This is a genomic window from Myxococcus sp. CA056, assembly GCF_013336715.1.
Taxonomy (GTDB): Bacteria; Myxococcota; Myxococcia; order Myxococcales; family Myxococcaceae; genus Myxococcus; species Myxococcus llanfairpwllgwyngyllgogerychwyrndrobwllllantysiliogogogochensis.
In genome coordinates, this window is the sequence record NZ_JABUMT010000027.1 from 19,573 (window position 1) to 39,257 (window position 19,685).

At 69.8% G+C, this 19,685-nt stretch carries 13 protein-coding genes and 1 pseudogene; 9 read left to right on the plus strand and 5 right to left on the minus strand.

The genetic code is table 11. From position 1 onward, the window contains the following. Positions 1-25: 25 nt before the first annotated feature. Both HUA76_RS44555 and HUA76_RS44560 read right to left on the minus strand, forming a co-directional pair. Positions 26-2,305, minus strand: coding sequence for a glutamine amidotransferase (locus HUA76_RS44555; protein WP_141640712.1), 2,280 nt, complete (start codon positions 2,303-2,305; stop codon positions 26-28). Between the two features lie 27 nt (positions 2,306-2,332). Beyond that, on the minus strand, positions 2,333-3,091 hold the full coding sequence (locus HUA76_RS44560) for a DUF4159 domain-containing protein (protein WP_141640713.1): 759 nt from the start codon (positions 3,089-3,091) through the stop codon (positions 2,333-2,335). Positions 3,092-3,148: 57 nt separating this feature from the next. Here HUA76_RS44560 and HUA76_RS44565 point away from each other — a divergent pair, with 57 nt between their 5' ends. The 4 genes from HUA76_RS44565 (at position 3,149) to HUA76_RS44580 (ending at position 7,351) form a co-directional block, all read left to right on the plus strand. Further along, positions 3,149-3,412, plus strand: a complete 264-nt coding sequence (locus HUA76_RS44565) for a molecular chaperone DnaJ (protein WP_174452941.1) — start codon at positions 3,149-3,151, stop codon at positions 3,410-3,412. A gap of 72 nt (positions 3,413-3,484) precedes the next feature. Next, the gene (locus tag HUA76_RS44570; protein ID WP_174452940.1) at positions 3,485-4,195 is read left to right on the plus strand and encodes a hypothetical protein; all 711 of its coding nucleotides are present in this window, start codon (positions 3,485-3,487) and stop codon (positions 4,193-4,195) included. A gap of 93 nt (positions 4,196-4,288) precedes the next feature. After that, a complete protein-coding gene (locus HUA76_RS44575) occupies positions 4,289-5,758 on the plus strand; it encodes a hypothetical protein (RefSeq protein WP_174464406.1) in 1,470 nt (489 codons plus the stop codon). Positions 5,759-5,782: 24 nt separating this feature from the next. Further along, on the plus strand, positions 5,783-7,351 hold the full coding sequence (locus HUA76_RS44580) for a beta-ketoacyl synthase N-terminal-like domain-containing protein (protein ID WP_174464407.1): 1,569 nt from the start codon (positions 5,783-5,785) through the stop codon (positions 7,349-7,351). Positions 7,352-7,370: 19 nt separating this feature from the next. Here the strand turns inward: HUA76_RS44580 and HUA76_RS44585 are convergent, their stop codons facing one another. Together HUA76_RS44585 and HUA76_RS44590 are read right to left on the minus strand one after the other, a co-directional pair. After that, positions 7,371-7,940 (minus strand): hypothetical protein, encoded by a 570-nt coding sequence (locus HUA76_RS44585; protein WP_141640718.1) that lies wholly within the window; start codon positions 7,938-7,940, stop codon positions 7,371-7,373. A gap of 77 nt (positions 7,941-8,017) precedes the next feature. After that, entirely contained in the window at positions 8,018-9,130 is a 1,113-nt protein-coding gene (locus tag HUA76_RS44590) for an RNA polymerase factor sigma-32 (protein ID WP_141640719.1), read from the minus strand. 68 nt (positions 9,131-9,198) lie between these two features. Here HUA76_RS44590 and HUA76_RS44595 point away from each other — a divergent pair, with 68 nt between their 5' ends. Beyond that, positions 9,199-11,640: a DEAD/DEAH box helicase gene (locus tag HUA76_RS44595; RefSeq protein WP_174464408.1), complete on the plus strand. Its 2,442-nt coding sequence runs from the start codon at positions 9,199-9,201 to the stop codon at positions 11,638-11,640. A 118-nt stretch (positions 11,641-11,758) separates the two neighbouring features. On the opposite strand, the gene HUA76_RS44600 is transcribed toward HUA76_RS44595, so the two are convergent. Then, entirely contained in the window at positions 11,759-12,256 is a 498-nt protein-coding gene (locus HUA76_RS44600) for a helix-turn-helix domain-containing protein (RefSeq protein ID WP_174464409.1), read from the minus strand. Positions 12,257-12,352: 96 nt separating this feature from the next. On the opposite strand from HUA76_RS44600, the gene HUA76_RS44605 reads away from it, so the two are divergent. The 4 genes and pseudogenes from HUA76_RS44605 to HUA76_RS44620 all read left to right on the plus strand — a co-directional run. Further along, positions 12,353-13,582, plus strand: coding sequence for a Glu/Leu/Phe/Val dehydrogenase (locus HUA76_RS44605; protein WP_141640722.1), 1,230 nt, complete (start codon positions 12,353-12,355; stop codon positions 13,580-13,582). A gap of 130 nt (positions 13,583-13,712) precedes the next feature. After that, positions 13,713-14,930: a threonine ammonia-lyase gene (gene ilvA / locus HUA76_RS44610; protein ID WP_174464410.1), complete on the plus strand. Its 1,218-nt coding sequence runs from the start codon at positions 13,713-13,715 to the stop codon at positions 14,928-14,930. Positions 14,931-14,975: 45 nt separating this feature from the next. Further along, entirely contained in the window at positions 14,976-16,409 is a 1,434-nt protein-coding gene (locus HUA76_RS44615) for a peptidase MA family metallohydrolase (RefSeq protein ID WP_174464411.1), read from the plus strand. A gap of 140 nt (positions 16,410-16,549) precedes the next feature. Next, positions 16,550-19,685 (plus strand): annotated as a pseudogene (locus HUA76_RS44620) (hypothetical protein); the annotation flags it as partial.

Genomic DNA, 19,685 nt, shown 5'->3' on the forward strand with positions numbered 1-19,685 from the left:
CCTCGTGGACGCGCCCCAGCGCCCCCTAGACGTAACCGAAGCGGCGCCGCGCGAACCACTCCGCGCCGAGCAGCCCGATGAGCGCGACGAGGTAGTACCAGCGGTCCCACAGCGGCTGGTCCTTCGCGCGCCCCACCTCCACCACGGGAGGGTCCAACAGCGGCATGTCCGGCAGCCCGTCCTGCGGCAGCTTGTACGCCTTGCCGCCCGTCACCTTGGCGATCTGCTCCATCAACTCCGGCCGCACGGAGGCGTCCGACAGCTCCGGCCCCACGGCGCGCACCGCCACCGCGTCCTCGCCCTTGCCCAGGTCCGTCTCGCCCTTCTTCGCCGTCGCGAGCAGCTTGTACGGCCCCGGCTCCGGCGGCGCGAACTCCAGCCGCACCACGCCGTCCGGCCCCGTGGCGCCCGTCTGCACCGCCACCGGCTTCTGCGTCGCCACCGAGAACAGCTCCACGCGCACCTGCGCGTCCTGCGCGGGCTGGTAGTCGGAGCTGCGCGCCTGCACCACCACGGCCACCGGACGCCCCGGCTCCACCGACGGCGGGTCCGCTGTCACCTTCAGCGTCGTCAGGTCCGGGTCCCTCACCAGCCACCGCAGCGCGTTGCCCCAGAAGCGGTCATACGCGCGGCTGGGCGAGCCATCCCGGTGCGCGGCGAAGGCCCAGTACCACGACGCATCCGTGGCCATGACGAGCGCTCGGCCCCGGCCATAGTCCCAGACGGCGACGAGCGGCGCGTTCTTCCCATTCGCGGTGAGATGCGGATGCTCCAGCAACACGGTGGCGCCAGGGCGCGCATACGTCAGGTTGGCGCCCGGAATCGGCGGCAGCTCTCCCCACGCGGCCTCGGTGCTGGACGCACCCGTGCCAATGGCCGTCACCGGGTGGCGCAGGCCCTCCGGCGTCAGTCGCGCGGTGAAGGGCTCCACGTTGGCGGGGCCCGCGGCGGCCACGGGCAAGGCTTCCATCAGCGTGGGCATGGTGGCGCGGCCCTCGCCCAGCACGCTGTCGCCGCCAATCATCACGAAGGCGCCGCCGTTGTGGATGTAGCGCTCCAGGTTGCGCTCGTACTCGGCGATGGAGAGCGTCGGGTCCGCGTGGCCGAAGTTCTGGAAGATGACGACGTCGAAGGTGTCCAGCTTCGTGTCGAAAATCTCCTCCATGGGGAACGGGATGAGGGACAGCTCGCGCTCGTTCGCCACGCCCGGGTCATCCGACAGCGTGCGCAGGATGTAGAACGAGATGAGGTCCACGTTGGCGTCCTGCTTCAACAGGCCGCGCAGGTAGCGCTCGTCCCAGGACGGCCGGCCCACCACCAGCAGCACGCGCACGCGGTCCCGGATGACCTTCAGCGTGAAGGAGCGGCTGTTGTTCTCCGTCACCGCCTCGTCCGGGAAGGTGGGCACCGTCACCGTGTAGACGAAGCGCCCCGTCTGGTCCGGCGTGAAGGTGAAGGACACCGGCTTCACGTCGTCGTTGGTCTCCAGGCGCACCGTCTTGGTCGCCACCGTCTTGCCCTCCTGGCTGAGGACAATGGGAATCTCCCGGCCCCGGAAGCCGCGGCCGTGAATCTCCGCCTCCACGGTGAGCGAGTTGCGCACGAAGGCGAAGTCATCCACCTTCAGGCCTTCAATCGAAAGGTCCTTCAGTGCCTCCTGGCCCACGGTGAAGGTGGAGACTGGCACGCCCAGGTCCGCCAGCGCCGCGCGCGCCCGGCCCACCACGCCCGACTTCAACTCCGTGTTGTCCGCGCCGTCGCTGAACAGCAGCACGCCGGACAGCTTGCGTGCGCCCTGCCCCGCGCCCGCCGCCGCACGCAGCGCGGCCAGCAGGTCCGTGGTGCCCGCGCGAGGCGGCTCCTTGGCCAGCGACGCGGGCGTCACCGGCGCCAGCTCCGGGTCGAACCCGTACATCTCCACCGTGAAGCGGTCCTGGAGTCCCGCGAGCGCCGGCGAGGCCTTCTCCAGGAAGGTGGCCACCTCCGCGGCGCGCGTGGGGCCTCCGGGCTCCGAGGGGAAACCCATGGACGCGGAGCGGTCCACCAGCACCGCGACGCGGTTCTTCATCCGCGCCACCTGGAGATGCCGGATGCCGGGCTCCAGCAGGAAGAAGAGCGCGGCCACGCCCGCGCCCACGCGCAGCGCCCACAAGAGGACGCGACGTCCACGCGAGGGCTCGCGGCGCACGCCCCAGGCGGCCAGCGCGACTCCCAGGAGCAACCCGAGCGCGAGGAACACCAGCGCCCACGAAGGCAGGGGAGAGAGGCTGACGAGCTTCCAGGCGTTGAAGGTGGGGGAATTCATCCAGGCTCTTGGCGTAGGGCCGGTGCTTCAGCGCCGCTTGTTGAGGATGAGCTGCAGGTGGACGGCGTCGTCCTTGTAGTCCAGGCAGAGGGCGTACATGCAGACGTTGATGCCCAGCCGCACCGCCAGCTCCCGCTGCGGCTCGCCGCCGGGGCTCACGTCGAACTCGTAGTCCCCGGACTCGTTGCGGCTCCACGCCCCGGCCACGTCGTTCTGCGAGTAGAGCACCGCCGCGCGCTTGCCCAGGCTGGCCGCCATCATCTGCGGCTTGTTGAGCAGCCGGCCCGGCGCCGCGTCCAGCAGGAAGAAGGACTTGAACACCACGTGTCCCGAGGGCACCTCCGCGAGCGGGTTCTGCGGCAGCACCCGCGCCATCTCACGACGGAAGCTGGCGTCGAACCCGTCCCCGTCGCTGCCGTCGTTGGCGTCCGCGAGCATGAAGCCGCCGTACGTCAGGTAGCGCCGCAGGTTGGAGACCTCCGCCTCGTTGAGCGGAGGGAAGGCCCCGTCACCGCCGAAGTAGAGGAAGGGGTACTCGAAGAGGTCCGGACTGCTCAGCGCGAAGGGGCGCGCGTCCGGCACCACCTCCACGGACGTGCGGCGCTGGAGTTCCCACGCGATTCGCCGCAGGCCGGACAGCCGCGCATCCCAACGGCCGCCGTGTTTCGCCACCGCGGGGATGAAGCGGTTCTTCTCGCCGAACGCGTGCGCACGCCCCGCCAGCAACGGAGCGAGCGCGGCGGAGCCGAGCAGGAGGTTTCGACGGGTCAGACGCCGCACGGACATAGAGCGCATCTATATACCGTCGACGGGTACTCGCATTCCCCGGTATAGAGCGGGCCCATGGCAAAAGGCGGACAGACGCCCGAGCAGCCCGGCTCTCCCGAGGTCCGGGCGGCCTGGGCTCGCAAGGAGGCAGGCGACGTCGCCGGCGCGCGACGCGAGGCCGAGCGTCTGCTGGCGGGCAGTCCCACCCCCGAGGACCGGGCCGAGGCGGAGGAACTGCTGCGCCGCACCTCCACCCCCAAGGCCCTCTTTGGCTTCGCCCTGCTCGCCGCCGCCGTCTTCGTCGTCCTGCTGCTATTGGCCTTGACCCGCTACGCTTAAGCTACATCGTCGGCGCCCTCGTGCCCCCTGGGGGCAAACGTCGGGTGCGCCGCAATGCAAGGAGTTGGAGCCATGGAAGGCCTCCTCCAGGCCCTCAAGGCCTATCAGGAGCTCAACCCGTCGGGCTGGGTCGGCATCTACCGCCTGCTCCCCATGTGGGCGGGCATCGTCTGCTGTGTCGCCGGGGTGACGCTGCTGCTGGTGGGCGGAGGCCCCCGGGTGTTCCGGGTGCTGGCCGGGCCCATCGGCGCGCTCCTGGGGCTGGTGTGGACGGGCGCCGTCACCGCGAAGCTGGGCCTGCCGGACCTGGACCCGCGGGCGCCCTCCATCGTCGCGGCCGTGCTCCTGGCGCTGGGCTTCCTCTTCCCGCCCGCCATCACCTTCGTGGGCCTGGGCGTGCCGCTGGGGCTGTTGGCCGGGCAGATCGCCGGGCCGCAGGACTTCCTGCTCGGCTTCGCGCCGGGGTTCATCATCGGCGGGCTCGTCGGCGCGCTGCTGCACCGGGTGGTCAGCGCGCTGGTGGCCTCCGCGGTGGGCGGCTGGGTGCTCGTCATCGGCGCGCTGGCGGCGCTGCACCAGTTCGGCGGGCTGGTGGCCGCCGTGGCCAGCAGGCCCTGGGGCGTCATCGTCGCCGCCGGCCTGTTCGCCGTTGCGGGCGCCGTGTACCAGCTCGCCATGCGCCCCTCCCCTGAAGAAGCCGACAAACAACGCGGGGAAAAGGAGCGCGCCAAGCTGCGGCAGGCGGAGCAGCGGGCGCTCGAGAAACGTTGGGGGGTCAAGTAGCCGACCTCCGACGGGCGCCGGCCGCGCTTTACCTCCAGCGTCGTGGCGCGTACATTCCGCCGCCTTTCCCCCCGGAAAACCCCCGAAGGATTGATGGGCCAGGTCAGGCGCAAGGAGTCGGAGAAGAAGCAGGAGTCCCCCTCGGAGCCCGCCCCCCGGCAGGAGCCCACCGCGAGCACCGCGTGGGTGAAGCCGGAAGGGATGTCGCGCCGGGGCTGGGCCGTGCTCGCCGCGCTGGTCCTCGTCATCCAGTTCCCCCTCATCCACTACGCCCTGTTCCGCGGAGACGCGGACGTGACGGCGACAGTGCCCTACACCCAGGACTTCGCGGACCCGGGCGTGGTGAAGCGGGACTTCTTCTCCGTGGGTGGCTACTGGCGGGTGATTCAGGGCGAGCTCCTGGCACCGGGCGTGAAGAACAACCCGCTGTGGCTCCAGGCGCCGCTGCCGGACGACGTGGCCATCGAGTTCGACGTGCGCTCGGAGTTGCCCGAGGGTGACATCCGGGTGGAGGTCTTCGGCAACGGCGTGGACCCCAGCTCCGGGTACGTCCTGGTGCAGGGCGGGTTCAACAACTCGATGTCCGTGCTGGCCCGGCTGGACATGGGCGCGCCCAACATCGACGCGCTCAAGCGCCGCGCGGCGCGCAAGGCCGGAGCCCAGGGTGACAAGGCGGACGACGGCGCGAAGACGGACGCCGCGGACATCGCCTCCGTGTTCAAGGACGACACCCGCGTCCGCGTGGAAGCGCGCGGCACGCCGGTGCAGGCCGGCCGCACGTACCACTGGCGCATCGAGCGCCGAGGCACGCTCATCCGCTGGAGCATCGACGGAGAAGCCTTCCTGGAGTTCGACGACCCGCGTCCCCTCAAGGGCAAGGGCCATGACCGCCTGGGCCTGTCCGGCTTCGAGTCGCAGATTTTCTACGACAACCTGCGCGTGGACTCGCCGGACCGGATGCCCGCCCGCGTCGCGCCCCCCGCGCCGGTGATTCCTCCGGGCCCGTACGCGGACGACTTCAACCGCGACACGCTGGGAGACGCGTGGAACGTCACCAACCCCTCCGCCACGAAGCTGGTGGACGGCGCGCTGGTGGTGGAGATGGTCCACAACCGCCCCGTGTGGCTCAAGCGGCCCATCCCCCGCGACGCGACGATTGAGTTCGACGCGTGGACGGACAGCCCGGACGGCGACATCAAGATCGAGGCGTGGGGTGACGGTCGCTCCTTCTACGCCGGAGACCTGCGCCTGCAGTACACGGCGACGGGCTACGTGTTCATCTTCGGCGGCTGGCGCAACACGCAGTCGGCCATCGCCCGACGCAGCGAGCACACGCCGGACCGGGTGACGCGCGACGGGGCCTCCGTGGTGCCCGGCAAGCGCCACCACTTCAAGCTGACCCGACGCGCAGGCACCCTCTCCTGGGAGCTGGACGGGCAGCCGTTCCTCACCCTCCAGGACCCCTCGCCCCTGGAAGGGACGCGCAATCAGTACTTCGGCTTCTCCGGCTGGAAGAGCCGGGTCCACTTCGACAATCTGAAGATCGAGCCGCTCGCCCCCTGAGTAGCGGCCAAGGAAAGTCACACCGTGCGCAGAGTTGGCATCTTCGGCTGGGGCGTCGTCGCCCCCCGGTCCAGGAACATCGAGGCGTTCGAGAGGAACCTCACGTCCTCCGAAAGCTGGCTGTCCCCTTTCAACGGCTTCGGGCCGGACAACTTCCTCGTCGGCACGCCGGAGTTCGAGCTGGCCGACTACAAGCCCTGGATTGACGAGCGCTTCCCGGCCAACCGCTTCTCGCAGCTGGAGCGGAAGATGGGGCAGCCGACGCAGTTCGCCATCGGCGCGTTCATCCAGTCGCTGTCGCAGAACCCCGGCCTGGAGCAGGAGCTGCAGGCCCTGGGGCCCCGCGCGCACGTCTACGTGGGCACGGGCCTGGGCGACCTGCCCACCATCCAGTCCATCTCGTTGGACCTGTACCGCGCCCAGCGCCGGTGGGACCGCTTCTGGTCCGCGCCGGAGCGCAACGCGGTGATGCGCAAGTGGCTGGAGACGCGCGAGCCTTTGGCGGGCCTGCCGCCGGAGCCGTCGTCGGTGGAAGAAGGCATCCGCGACGAGGCCGAGGACGCGTGGTGGCACTTCTGGACGGCCCTGTCCACGGAGCTGCGCGAGTACCTGGCGGAGCTGCGCGACATCGAGGCCATCGGCGTGCCGGACGGCGCCGACGTGGAGTCCGCGAAGCTTGCCGTCATCAAGGAGAAGCGCACCCGCAACGCCCGGCTGCAGAAGAAGTGGAGCGCGCCGGAGCCGCCCTGGAACGCCGTCTCCTCCAACGTGCTGTGGAACATCCACAACACGCCCGCCTCGCAGATTTCGATGCTGGGTCAAATCACCGGCATGACGTTCGCTCCCGTCGCCGCGTGCTCGTCCTTCGGCTATGGCCTGAAGCTGGCCATGAACTCGCTCCAGCTGGGCGAGGCGAAGGCCGTGGTCATGGGCATGACGGACGCGGCGCCCAACCCGCTCGTCGTGGGCGGCTTCTACAACGCCCGCGTCATCTCCGCCGACGCCGCCATCTCCAAGCCCCTCACCGCGCTGCGCGGCACGCACATCGCGGGAGGCGCGGTGGTCTGGGTGCTGGGCGACTACGACTACTTCACGTCCAAGGGCTTCAAGCCACTGGGCATGGAGCCCGTCTCCGTGGGCGTCACCGCGGACGCGGACCACATCATCACCCCGTCCAAGGAAGGCCCCACCCTGGCCATCCGCGAGGCGCTGGCCGCCGCGGGATGTTCGGCCGACGACGTGGGGAGCTGGGACTTGCACGCCACCGCCACCCCGGGTGACTACCTGGAGGTGCAGAACCTGCGGGACGTGCTGCCCGCGTCGGTGCTCATCACCGCGCGCAAGGGCACGTTCGGCCACGGCATGTCCGCGGGCGGCGGCTGGGAGCTGACGGCGCAGTACCTGGGCTACGGGCGCGGGCAGGTGTTCCCCACGCCGCTGAAGCCCAAGGAACTCAACCAGCAGATTTCGCGCGTCCACGGCCGCTTCGTGTTCGACGAGGCCGTCGCGGCGCCCGCCGGCTGCGCGGGCAAGCTGTCCATGGGCGTGGGCGGCATCAACGCCTGCGTCATCTCCCGGCCCTGGAAGAAGTGACGCCACGCCGCCGCGAGACTCAGGGGTGGGCGCTCACCGCGTCCGCCTCCAGCTTCGCGGCCGACGCCGGGTCGATTCGCTGGAGCAACATCAGCTCCAGCTCCAAGTCGCGCGCGTAGTTCTGCTGGGTGGGCAGCACGCCGCTGGTGGTGGAGTCGAGGCGGGCCTGGGCCTGCTCCTCCTGGGCGCGCTGCGAGCCGCCGGTGGCGATTCGCTGGTCCACGTTGCCCACGCCAATGTTCTGGGCCACCCGGTTGCCCCGCATCACCCGGAGGATGGCGCCCCCGGAATTGAGCGTGAGGCCCTCGACGAGGAAGCGCGAGGAGGAGGTGGGCCCCAGGGTGCCGCCTCCGGAGTCGCGCCACTCCGTCTCCAGCACGAAGCGGCCCGGCATCTCCTTCCACGAGTAGCCCTGCTCCTTGAGCAGCGCCTTCACGTCGGGCCAGAAGTCCGGCAGCGGCCGTCGGTAGACATGGTCCGCCGCCTTGTCGCGCAGGTAGTTCTGCCGAAGCGAGCCAGCACAACCCACAAGCGTCAGCAACGCGGCGACGACGAGACACACGCCCGAGGCGCGGAAGATGCGGCCCATGGAGAACCCCCAGGAGGAAGCGGTGACGACAGCGGGCAGCATAGCGCTCCCCGCCCTCGCCGCGCGCTCCCGCCCCCTCAAGCCTTGGGCGACGCCACCAGGTCGAAGTCGGGGATGTGTTCACGCATGAACTCGCGCATCCGCTGGATGAGCGCCGCCTCTATCTGCCGCGCGCGCTCCCGGCTGACGCCGTACTTGTCGCCGATGTCCTGGAGCGTCAGCGGCTCGTCGGAGGTGAGGCGGTTCTCGAAGATGAAGCGCTCCTTGCCCTCCAGCGTGCGGGAGAACTCGGCGAGCTTCTCGCGGAAGAGGGCCTTGAGCTGCTCGGCGCCCAGTCGCTCGTCGGCGGGGATGGCGCCCGACGGCAGGTAGCGGTCCGCGCGGGTGCCTCGGGAGCCCTCGTCGTCCCCGCCCAGCGGCGCGTCGATGGAAAGCTCGTCGTGGCCGAGCCGCTGGTCCATCTCCACCACGTCCTGCTCGGTGACGTTGAGCCGCTCCGCCAACAGCTTGGGGCTGGCCTCGAAGCCCTGGGCGACGAGCTTGTCCTGCTCCTGGCGCAGCTTGAAGAAGAGCTTCCGCTGGGCCTCCGTCGTCCCCAGCTTCACCATCTTCCAGTTGTCCATGATGTAGCGAAGGATGTACGCCCGAATCCACCAGGCCGCGTAGCTGCTCAGCTTCACGCCCCGCTCCGGGTCGTACTTCTTCACCGCCTGCATCAACCCGATGTTCCCCTCCTGGACCAGGTCCAACAGGGAAAGCGGGTTGCGGTGGTACTCGTGGGCCAGCTTCACCACGAGCCGCAGGTTGGAGGCCACCAGCCGGTAGGCGGTGCGCACATCGCCCGTGTCGCGGTAGTGGCGCGACAGCTCCAGCTCCTCCTCGCGCGTCAGCAGGGGGTGGCGCTGCACCTCCGTCATGTAGGCCTGGAGGGGGTCCCGGTTGGAGAGCGCTGATTCGCTCGACTTGACGAGGGCCCGGGAGGGCACGGGCCTGACCACCTCCACCTCGGGCTCCGCGTCAACCAGCTCGGCCACGTCCGGCTCCAAGGAATCCGGGTCCGACGCTGTCTGGGCCCCTGGCTCCTCCACCTCCGCCTCGACGACCTCCGCCTGGGCGGGCGCGCTGCCCGCCGCCCGCTTCGCTCGGGGCCGGGAAGTCGTTCCTTTGGTTCTTTTCCCTCCACTCGCCATGGGCGCTCCATACCCCAAAGTGCCGCGATTGTTGCCAGAGGGTAATGCAGGAGCTATGCCCCTGCTTGATGAGCGACATCCAAGAGCCCACCGCGCCGGGCAGCCCGGCCACCGAAGAAGCCCCGACCCGTCCCGCCGAATACATCGCGGACATCGGCTTCGACGAAATGAACCTGTCAGAGCCCCTCCGCCGCGCGCTGGCGGAGCGCGGCTACACCCATCCCACCCCTGTCCAGGCCCGGGCGTTCCGGCCGGTGATGGAGGGCAAGGACCTGATTGTCCGCAGCAAGACTGGCACTGGTAAGACGGCCGCGTTCGGCCTGCCGTTGCTGGAGAAGATTCCCGCGGACGAGAAGCGCGTGCGCGCCCTCATCCTCTGCCCCACGCGCGAGTTGGCGATGCAGGTGGCGGACGAGCTGCGGTCCCTGGGCAAGAACAAGGGCGTGAAGGTGGCGGCCATCTACGGCGGCGCCTCCATGAAGCAGCAGGAGGACGCGTTCGAGGAGGGCACGCCCATCATCGTCGGCACGCCGGGCCGGGTGTTCGACCACATCAACCGGGGCAACCTGAAGCTGGACGGTTGCGACCACGCGGTGCTGGACGAAGCCGACGAGATGCTCAACCAGGGCTTCTACGAGGAAGTCACCCGCATCCTCGACCGTCTTCCGAAGGCGCGTCAGGTGCTGCTCTTCAGCGCCACCGTCCCCACGGACATCCAGAACCTCATCGCCCGGTACACGACGAACGCGGAGACGCTGCTGTTGTCCGGCGACGTCTTCACGGTGGAGCACATCCACCACGTCCGCTACGACGTGTCGGACGCCTTCCCCAAGCCGCGCAACCTCATCTACATCCTGGAGAAGGAGGAGCCGCCCAACGCCATCATCTTCTGCAACACGCGGGATGACACGGCGCTGGTGACCGCGGTGCTCAACCGCAACGGCTTCGACGCGGAGCTGCTCAACGGAGACCTGCCGCAGAAGGAGCGCGAGCGGGTGATGGGCAAGGTGAAGCGCGGCGAGGTCGCCTTCATGGTCGCCACGGACATCGCGGCGCGCGGCATCGACATCTCCGGCCTCGAGTACGTCATCAACTACTCGCTGCCCGAGGACCCGGCCGTGTACCTGCACCGCGTCGGCCGCACCGGCCGCATCGGCAACAAGGGCACCGCCATCAACCTCTTCTCCGGGCGCGAGCTGGCGACGTACACCGTGCTGGAGAAGAAGTACGGCATCAAGTTCGAGAAGCAGGAGATGCCCGCGCCCGAAGAGGCGATGCGTCTGTGGACGGAGCGCCACGTGCGCGAAATCCAGGAGGCCTCCGGCTCCTCCATCTTCGAGGGCTTCCTGCCCCTGGCCGCGCAGCTGAAGAACAAGCCGAACGCGGACGACCTGGTCGCCTTCCTGCTCAAGTACTTCTTCAGCCACCTGCGCATGGAGAAGGCCCAGGCCGCCCAGGAGACCGAGCGCCGCGAGCCGGCCCCCGAGCGCAAGAGCGAGAGCCGGAGCGAGGGCCGAGGACGCGGCGGGCGCGACGACAAGCGCGAGCGCGGCGGTGAGCGTCGCGAGCGCGAGGAGCGGCGTGAGCGGGGCGAGAAGCCCATGGCCCGCCCGGAGCACCCGGACCGCGAGCGCCGTCCGCGTCGTGACGAGCCCCGTCGGGAGAGAGACCCGGGCGCGAGCCGAGGCGCCGCGGCGCTGGAGGCGGGCCCTGGCGAGGTGAAGCTGTGGGTCAACCTGGGAACGGCGGACGGCCTGGGGCCGGGCAGCATCGCCACGGCCCTGGAAGACGCCGGCGCGCCGCTGGGGAAGATGGTGCGCGCGGAGCTGCGCCCCACCTTCGCGTACGTCTTCGTCGCGGAGGACGACTCCCCGGGGTTCGAGACGCTCAACGGCAAGCAGCACGGCACCAAGACGCTGCGCGTGGAGAAGAGCAAGCCGCGCACCGAGCGCGAGCCCGGCACCCGTCCGCCCCCGTCTCCGGACGCGGGCCCCGGCGAGGTGAAGCTGTGGACCAACCTGGGCATGGATGACGGCATGGACGAGGCGAAGCTGCCCGCCGCGCTGGAGGCCGCGGGCGCGCCCGCCGGCAAGGTGCTCAAGGCGCTGCTGCGCCCCACCTACGGCTACGCCTACGTGGCCGAGGCGGACGCTCCGGCCTTCGAGGCGCTCAACGGCAAGCTGCATGGCGACAAGCCGCTGAAGCTGGAGCGGCACCGCCCGCGCGGCTCGCGCGAGGAGCGTCGTCCGCGTCACGAGGCGCTGCCGGACCTGCCGGGCCAGGTGCGCCTGTGGGTGGGCCTGGGCAGGCAGGACGGGCTGGATGAGGCGGGCGTCACCGCCGCGCTCGAGGCCGCGGGCGCCCCGGCCGGCAAGGTCGCGCGGATGGACCTGCGCCCGACCTACGCGTACGTCTTCGTCGCGGATGAGGATGCCGCCGGGTTCGAGACCACGCACGGCAAGCAGCACGGTGAGCGCACGCTGAAGGTCGAGCGCGCTCGCAAGAAGTAATCCGGTGCGTTCCCCGGGAGGCACGTGCTTCCCGGGGCCGCCGCGAGCCAGGACTCGGAGCAGGCGTCTTGCTGGCCTGGGCGCTTCCGAGATGACTCGGGGATGCGCCCCTCTCGGGTCAGGCGCCTTCCTGCTCCGCGGCCTTCCTGCGTCGGGCCCGGTGGTAGTGGGCGGTGCACAGGCCTCGGGCCAGCACGGGCCGCTCGCACTCGGGCTCCTCGCAGCGCGCGGGCTCGGGCCCGGTGGGCCGCGACGGCATGGGGCCCGCGCTGAACATCACCTCCGCCACTTCCAGCAGCCGGTCCACGTCCTGTCGCGACAGCCGGCGGGCCCGGGCGAAGCCCTCCAGCCGGTGGGCTCCCGCGTCGTCCACGTCATCCAGCCGGAGCAGCTCCCACAAGGGCAGCTCCAGCGCGACGGCCACCTGGAGGAGCGTCTCGTAGCTGGGGCCTCGCTCGCCGCGCTCCAGCAGTGACGCGAAGGACACGGAGATGCCACACCGGGCGGCGAAGTCTTCCTGGGTGAGGCCGCGTCGCTCTCGCAGCGCGCGAATCCGCCGGGCCAGGCCCTGCAGGTGTCCGTTCACCGTGGAAGCATCCGGAGGGCCGGGAGACATGGCAGTTTCCTATGGTAGCGCACCCCTTCTGTTAAGGTCTTTCGCGCGGGGCGGGACCGGTTGGACCCACCGCAGCCACCAGGAGCACTGCGAAACATGAGCGCCGTCGAGGGTACCAACTACTTCTTCCGCAAGGCCGCGCGGATCATGGACGTGGGCACCCCCATCGAAACGCTGCTCGCCACGCCGCTGCGCGAGGTGAAGGTCCAGGTCTCCATCGAGATGGACTCCGGCGAGATTCGCACCTTCCTGGGCTACCGGATTCAGCACGACAACAGCCGGGGCCCCATGAAGGGCGGCCTGCGCTACCACCCCGGCCTGGACCAGGACGAGTCCGCGTCGCTCGCGTCGCTGATGACGTGGAAGACGGCCGTCGTGAATGTGCCCTACGGCGGCGCCAAGGGCGGCATCGCCTGCGACCCCTCCCAGCTGAGCCTCAAGGAGCTGGAGCGGCTGACGCGCAAGTTCGTCGACCAGATTCAGGACGTCATCGGCCCCACGCGTGACATCCCCGCCCCCGACGTCAACACCAACCCCCAGGTGATGGCGTGGATCATGGACCAGTACTCGCGCTACCACGGCCACTCGCCCGCCGTCGTCACGGGCAAGCCGCTGGAGCTCTACGGCTCCAAGGGCCGCGAGGCGGCCACCGGGCGCGGCCTGTTGTACGTGTGCCGCGAAATCCTCCGGGACCTGGGCCTGCCGGTGAAGGGCACGCGCTTCGCGATTCAGGGCTTCGGCAACGTGGGCAGCCACACCGCTCAGCTGTTGTGGGAAGACGGCGGCGTGGTGGTCGCCGTGTCGGACGTGCTGGGCGGCGTGCGCAACCCGCAGGGCCTGGACGTCCCCTCCCTCTTCGAGCACGTCAAGCGCACCGGCACCGTGACGGGCTTCGGTGGCGGCACGGCGTGTAGCAACGAGGACGTGCTCGGGGCGGACTGCGAGGTCCTCATCCCGGCGGCGCTCGGCCACGTGCTCACCCGCGACAACGCGAACGCGGTGCGCGCGCGCCTCATCATCGAGGGCGCCAACGGCCCCACCCAGCCGGAAGCGGACGAAATCTTCGAGAAGCGCGGCATCTTCGTGGTGCCGGACGTGCTCGCCAGCTCCGGTGGCGTCACGGTGAGCTACTTCGAGTGGGTGCAGAACCTCCAGCACCTGTCCTGGGAAGAGGACCGCGTCAACGCGGAGTTGGAGAAGACGATGAAGGAGGCCTACGAGCGCGTGGCGCAGATTGCCCGCTCGCGAAAGGTCTCCATGCGGACGGCGGCCTACATCCTCGCCATCGGCCGGGTGGGCAAGGCCACCGTGCTGCGCGGCATCTGACGCGCGCGGGCGTGCCCGTCCGTCCTCCCGCCGGGCGAGCCTGCCGCATCGCGGCAACCCGGGAGGGCGGGCGCTCCGGTGCCGACTGTCCCTTCCGCCCGGGGCGCGCTTCCGCTACACGCGCACGCTCATGGTCACCCTCCAGGACATCCTCGCCGCGCGGGAGCGTCTGCGCGACGCCATCCGCCCCACGCCCTGCCCCGCCTCGGACTACTTCACCGAGCGGACGGAGTGCGCGGCGGTGTACTTCAAGCTGGAGAACCTCCAGCGCACGGGCGCCTTCAAGGAACGCGGCGCGCTCAACAAGCTGCTGACGCTGACGCCGGAGGAGCGAAAGCGCGGAGTCATCGCCGCGTCGGCCGGCAACCACGCGCAGGGGGTCGCCTACCACGCGCGTCGGTTGGGGGTGAAGGCCACCATCGTCATGCCGGAGCGCACGCCGCTCATCAAGGTGTCGCGCACGCGGGATGAGTACGGCGCGCGCGTGGTGCTCAAGGGCTCCAACTACGACGAGGCCTACGCGGAAGCGCTGCGAATCCAGCAGGAGGAAGGGCTCGTCTTCGTGCACCCGTTCAATGACGCGCATGTCATCGCGGGCCAGGGGACACTGGGGCTGGAGCTCTTGGAGCAGTGGCCTGACGTGGAGGTGGTGCTGGTGCCCATTGGCGGAGGCGGGCTCATCTCCGGCGTGGCGTGCGCGCTGAAGGAGAGCAAGCCGGGCATCATCGTGGTGGGAGTGCAGACGTCCACCATCGACAGCATGAAGGCGTCGATTGAAGCCGGGAAGCTGGTGGAGCTGCCCGCCGCGGGGACCACCATCGCGGATGGCATCGCCGTGAAGAAGGTGGGGGAGCTCACCTTCCCCATGGTGCGCAAGTACGTGGACGCGGTGGTGTCGGTGGACGAGGAGGAGATCGCCGCCGCCATCCTCACGCTGCTGGAGCAGGAGAAGAGCGTGGTGGAGGGCGCGGGCGCGGTGGGCGTGGCGGCGGTGCTCAATGGCCGCGTCCCCCAGGCCAAGGGCAAGCGCACCGCCATCATCCTGAGCGGCGGCAACATCGACATGAACGTCATCAGCCGCATCATCGAGCGCGGACTGGTGAAGGCCGGACGCCTGGTCCAGCTCGAGGTGCGGCTGCCGGACAGGCCTGGGATGCTCGCGCGGCTGACCTCGCGCATCGCCGACCTGAGGGCCAACGTGGTGGACCTCCACCACGAGCGCGCCTTCTCGAAGGCGGGGCTGGGCGAGGCCATGGTGGAGGTGACGCTGGAGACGACGGGTCCGGCCCACATCCGCGAGCTGGAGCAAGCCCTGGAGGAGCTGGGCTGGCAGGTGGCCCGCAAGTAGCTGGGGTCTTGCGCGCACGCGGCGGGGCTCGGCCATACTGGGGACATGCGTTTCCTGTTCGTCGCGCTCCTGCTCGCCACCACGCCGCAAACGCCCGCCCAGAAGGCGAAAGAACTCTCCGGACAGAAGTCCTGGGAGGAGCTGTATCTGGCCTTCGCGTCAGGGGATGCGAAGGCGGTTCCGGCGGAGCAGCGGGCCACGGTCTCCGGCGCGCTGGTCAAGGGCTGCCAGGCGCTGATGAAGGACGACACGGTGATGGCGTACTCGATGGGAGAGCGCGCCATCCTGTACGAGGAGTCCGCGCCGGCCATCCGCTGCCTGGCGAGCGCCGCGCGCAAGACGGAGCAGCGGGCAGCGGCCGAGTCCGCCCTGGTGAAGGGCGTGACGCTCTTCCCCAAGGACGGGAGCTTCCCGCTGGAGCTCGGCAAGCTGCTGCTGGAGGAGCAGGACTTCGTGGGCGCCCAGGCGGCGTTCGAGAAGGTGCCTCCCCGCGCGAAGGAGTCGGCCGAGGCCAAACGACTGCTCCAGAAAGCCCGCCAGCAGACACTTCAGGAAGACGCGGCCCGGTCCGAGGCCACGCGCATCTCCCGGCGCCTTGGAAGCTCCGCCCCTCAGCCCGGGCAGGCACGTCCCGCGAGCGCGATGGGGGGCGAGGAGGCCTCCGTCGTGTCACTGGAGACGCGGCCGGGGATGACCCTCCGGGGGCCCAAGCTCGGCTTCGAGTCCGGGGTGGACGCCAGGGGCATGCGGGTGCGTTCCAACAGCCGGTTCGTCATCAGCTACTTCAACAATGATCGCGACTTCGGCCAACGTGCTGACTACGAGGGGCACATCGTCGAGATTCTCAGCGATGCCTACCACTTCACCCGAGGCGTCCTGGGCGAGGCACGCGAGACCCCCGTGTCCGTCGTGCTCTACACCGGCCAGGAGTTCGCGACGGCCTTCGGTCCGCGCGTGGCGAGGGTCGTGGCTGGGAAGTATTTCGAGAACGCCATCGCCATCAACAACGCCAAGGAGCTGACGAAGGAGACCAAGGCCACGATCATCCACGAGTACGTCCATGCCACGGTCGCCGACATCTGCGGAGGGGGCGACGGCGACATGGTCCGCCTTCCCCTCTGGTACAACGAGGGGCTTTCCATGTTCGTGGAGTGGAAGTACCTGGACGTCCCGGGCCCCGACCTGGAGATGGTGGATCAGATGCGGACGGTGCTCGCCGACCCAACCCTGTCCCTCATCAGCGTCAAGCAGATGATGAAGGTCTCCCCGATCAACACCCCCAGCGCGACCATGGCGTATGCCATCTCCGGAATGGCGGTCCAGGAGCTGATGCGCCGGGAGGGCGCCCACCGCCTGCTGACCCTCACCCGGGATGTGTGCAAGCGGCAGGTGCCCTTCGAGGCGGCGCTGAAGACCCACTACGGAATGACCCTGGAAGACCTCGATTCGGAGATCGAGAAGATCGTCCGGCAGAGGTAGCGGCCGGGCAAGCTTGGTCCATTTGGTTTACCCCTCCCCGGGAGTCTCCTACACTCGCAGCCCCCCCATTTGCGCTGCGACGGTAACCGGGCAGTCCGCCGTCCGCAGCAAGGTGACGGATGTCGGACACGCGTGCAGCAATGAGAGAATTTCGCTTCCTCGACGAGAAGCGGAAGCTGGGCAGCCTGTCTCCCGTGGAGGAGGCGCGCTGGGGAGAGCTGCGTGGCCTCCTCGGCATCCAGGACACCCCCGCGTCCGACGCCTCCACCTGGCAGCAGCAGGAGGCGGCGCCCCAGGGCTACTACGCCGCTGATGGCCAGTGGTACGCCTACCCCGCTGGCTACGAGCAGCAGCCCCAGGGCTACTACGCCGCTGATGGCCAGTGGTACGCCTACCCCGCTGGCTACGAGCAGCAGCCCCAGGGCTACTACGGCGCCGACGGCCAGTGGTACGCCTACCCCGCCCAGGGCTACGACCCGAACCAGGGTTACGATCCGAATCAGGGTTACGCGCAGCCGGGCTACGACCCGAACCAGGCCTACGACCCGAATCAGGCCTACGCGCAGCAGCAGGGTTACGATCCGAATCAGGCCTACGCGCAGCAGGGCTACGATCCGAATCAGGCCTACGCGCAGCAGCAAGGCTACGACCCGAATCAGGGTTACGCACAGCAGGGCTACGACCCGAACCAGGGTTACGCGCAGCAGCAGGGTTACGATCCGAATCAGGCCTACGCGCAGCAGCAGGGGCATGATCCGAACCAGGGCTGGCCCGCCGCCGAGCCGCATGAGGCCCAGGCCACCGACCCCGCGCAGCAGTCCTACTACGCGGGCTACGAGCAGCCGGCCCAGGCCCCCTACACGCCTCCCGCCCCGGAGCCGGAGAACCTGGCCCTCAGCGCGGACGACATCGACATCCCCGCCCTGAGTGAGCCGGCCCCGTGGATGGCCCCGAGTCCCACGCCCCCTGCTGGTGCGCCGACCGTGGCCACGTCCGACGCCTCGTCGTTCGAGGACGTGCTGGAGGTCTCGGAAACGGATGTGCCCACCACGGACGCATTCGAGGACGCCACCGACGACCTCGAGAGCGGACAGCCGCCGCTGAGCCACCAGGACGTCGCGCCGAGCGAGGCATCACAGCTGGCCGCGGAAGAGGACTTCGGAGAGCTCGACACGCAGGTGGAGCGGGCCGCTCCGCGACGTGAGCCGGAGACCTCGCTCGAGTCGTCCTTCGCCGACCTCTCCCTGGAGGTCGAATCGGCCGAGGAGCCCTCGACGTCCACGCTCCTCGCGGCACAGCCTTCCGAGGAAACGACGCTCACCGCCTCCGAGTCCGAGGTGGAGGTTCCCTCCTCGGAGGTCGAACTGCTCGACGCCACGGCGGACAGCGAGCCGATGCTGGCCGAGGAACAGTCCCCTTCGTCCCTCGACGAAGCCTGGGCCTCCGCGCCCCTGGCCGTGGACCCCATGGAGTCGTCCGCGACGGACCTCGCCGACGCCAATGACGTCATCGACGTCGGGGCGATGGAGAACGCCGAGCCCATGTCGCTCGACTCGAGCGATGTGACGGAGGAGCTTTCGGCGAGCGACGCTGCCGCGCACGACGCGGGAGCGGACCTGGGCTTCGCCGCCCAGGACACGGGCATCTTGAGCGACTCGGCCTACGAGTCCTCCGAGGACCCTGGCGTGGGCGAGTCCACCTTCTCGCCGCGGGAGGCTGGCACCGAGGATTCCACGGCGGCGGCTCACGATGCCGCTGGCGCGGAGATTTCGCTCGATGCGTCCGACATGCTCGAGCCCGCTTCGGCGGAGGAGTTCGCGGCGACGGCTCCGGAGTCGCATGCCGGGGAGCTGTCTCTCGACGCGACTTCCAGCAACTGGGACGCCTCGCCGTCGGTAGAGAGCGCACAGGGAGACTCCGACGTCGCCACTTCGCCCGCCGTCGAGGAGATTGCGCTCGATGGCGGCGATGTGAGCACCGAAGGAGCGTCCGAGGACTTCCTCTCCGCCGAGCCGGTGAGCACCGAGGAAGGATTGAGCGCCGCCTCCTTCGAGGAGACGACGGCTCAGGGTGAGCCCCCTACCTTCGAGGTGGGGGACCTTGGCGTGGAGGCGGAAGCCTCGTCTGCCGTGGAGTCGCCCTTCAGCACGGACACGGTGCCTTCACTGGAGCTTCGCGCTGTGCAGGTCGGGCCCGATCTCCAGGCCGACACCATCGAGGTCGACACCGACGCGGCGACCGACTTCACGGGGACAGCGGCGTCGCTCAGTGCGGCGGCTTCGCAGGATGGATTCGACCTGAGTGGCAATCCCGAGGAGGCCGTGCCTCTCGCGAGTGCTGGCGAGTTCCTCGATCCTGGACAGTTCTCGACTTCGGATGAGCGAGGACTGGACCTTCCGGCCGACGCCTCCGGCGAGGGCGAATGGGGCACGCAGTCGGGTGACCTGGAGCCCCTGGCGAGCAGCGCGAGCCTCGCTTCGGAGCATGTCGGAGCAACGGAAGAGGGCGCGCCCATCGAGCTGCAACCCGAGTGGGTGTCCTCCGACGCGTCCACGGGGGACTCCGCCCCGGCGAGTTCCGAGGGCATCGAGCTCCAATCCGAGTGGGCTGCCGCATCCACGGCCGAGCAAGGCTATGCCGAGCAGGCATGGGCAGCGCCGACGGAGCTCGCGCCCGAGGCCGCTCAGTCGGAGTGGTCGACGACCGAGGCACAGCCCGAGTGGGCCGCGACGGAGGAACTCCCCGCCGACGCGGTCCAGACCGAGTGGTCCGCCACCACCGGCGACGCAGCCACCGCCACCGCTCAGCCTGAGTGGGCCGCGACGGAAGAACTCCCCGCCGACGCAGTCCAGACCGAATGGTCCGCCACCACGAGCGACGCAGCAGTTGCCACCGCTCAGCCCGAGTGGGCCGCAGCGGAGGAACTCCCCGCCGACGCCGTCCAGGCCGAGTGGGCCACCACGGACGCAACCGGCACTCCCGCTCCGCAGCCCGAGTGGGCCGCGACGGAAGAACTCCCTGCCGACGCAGTCCAGACCGAGTGGTCTGCAGCAACGAGTGACGCAGCCCCCGCCACCGCTCAGCCCGAGTGGGCCGCGACGGAGGAACTCCCCGCCGACGCGGTCCAGACCGAGTGGGCCACGTCCACTGGCGAAGCCACCCCTGCGCAGCCCGAATGGGCCACGACGGAAGAACTCCCCGCCGACGCGGTCCAGGCAGAGTGGGCCACCACGGACGCAACTGGCACTCCCGCACCCCAGCCTGAGTGGGCCACCA

What these genes read in the sequence shown, in the direction of transcription:
- HUA76_RS44555 (WP_141640712.1), bottom strand. Translation starts at nt 2,305, where the DNA reads ATGAATTCCCCCACCTTCAACGCCTGGAAGCTCGTCAGCCTCTCTCCC.
- HUA76_RS44560 (WP_141640713.1), bottom strand. Translation starts at nt 3,091, where the DNA reads ATGTCCGTGCGGCGTCTGACCCGTCGAAACCTCCTGCTCGGCTCCGCC.
- HUA76_RS44570 (WP_174452940.1), top strand. Translation starts at nt 3,485, where the DNA reads ATGGAAGGCCTCCTCCAGGCCCTCAAGGCCTATCAGGAGCTCAACCCG.
- HUA76_RS44600 (WP_174464409.1), bottom strand. Translation starts at nt 12,256, where the DNA reads ATGTCTCCCGGCCCTCCGGATGCTTCCACGGTGAACGGACACCTGCAG.
- HUA76_RS44615 (WP_174464411.1), top strand. Translation starts at nt 14,976, where the DNA reads ATGCGTTTCCTGTTCGTCGCGCTCCTGCTCGCCACCACGCCGCAAACG.
- HUA76_RS44605 (WP_141640722.1), top strand. Translation starts at nt 12,353, where the DNA reads ATGAGCGCCGTCGAGGGTACCAACTACTTCTTCCGCAAGGCCGCGCGG.
- HUA76_RS44575 (WP_174464406.1), top strand. Translation starts at nt 4,289, where the DNA reads ATGGGCCAGGTCAGGCGCAAGGAGTCGGAGAAGAAGCAGGAGTCCCCC.
- HUA76_RS44585 (WP_141640718.1), bottom strand. Translation starts at nt 7,940, where the DNA reads ATGGGCCGCATCTTCCGCGCCTCGGGCGTGTGTCTCGTCGTCGCCGCG.
- ilvA (WP_174464410.1), top strand. Translation starts at nt 13,713, where the DNA reads ATGGTCACCCTCCAGGACATCCTCGCCGCGCGGGAGCGTCTGCGCGAC.
- HUA76_RS44565 (WP_174452941.1), top strand. Translation starts at nt 3,149, where the DNA reads ATGGCAAAAGGCGGACAGACGCCCGAGCAGCCCGGCTCTCCCGAGGTC.
- HUA76_RS44590 (WP_141640719.1), bottom strand. Translation starts at nt 9,130, where the DNA reads ATGGCGAGTGGAGGGAAAAGAACCAAAGGAACGACTTCCCGGCCCCGA.
- HUA76_RS44595 (WP_174464408.1), top strand. Translation starts at nt 9,199, where the DNA reads ATGAGCGACATCCAAGAGCCCACCGCGCCGGGCAGCCCGGCCACCGAA.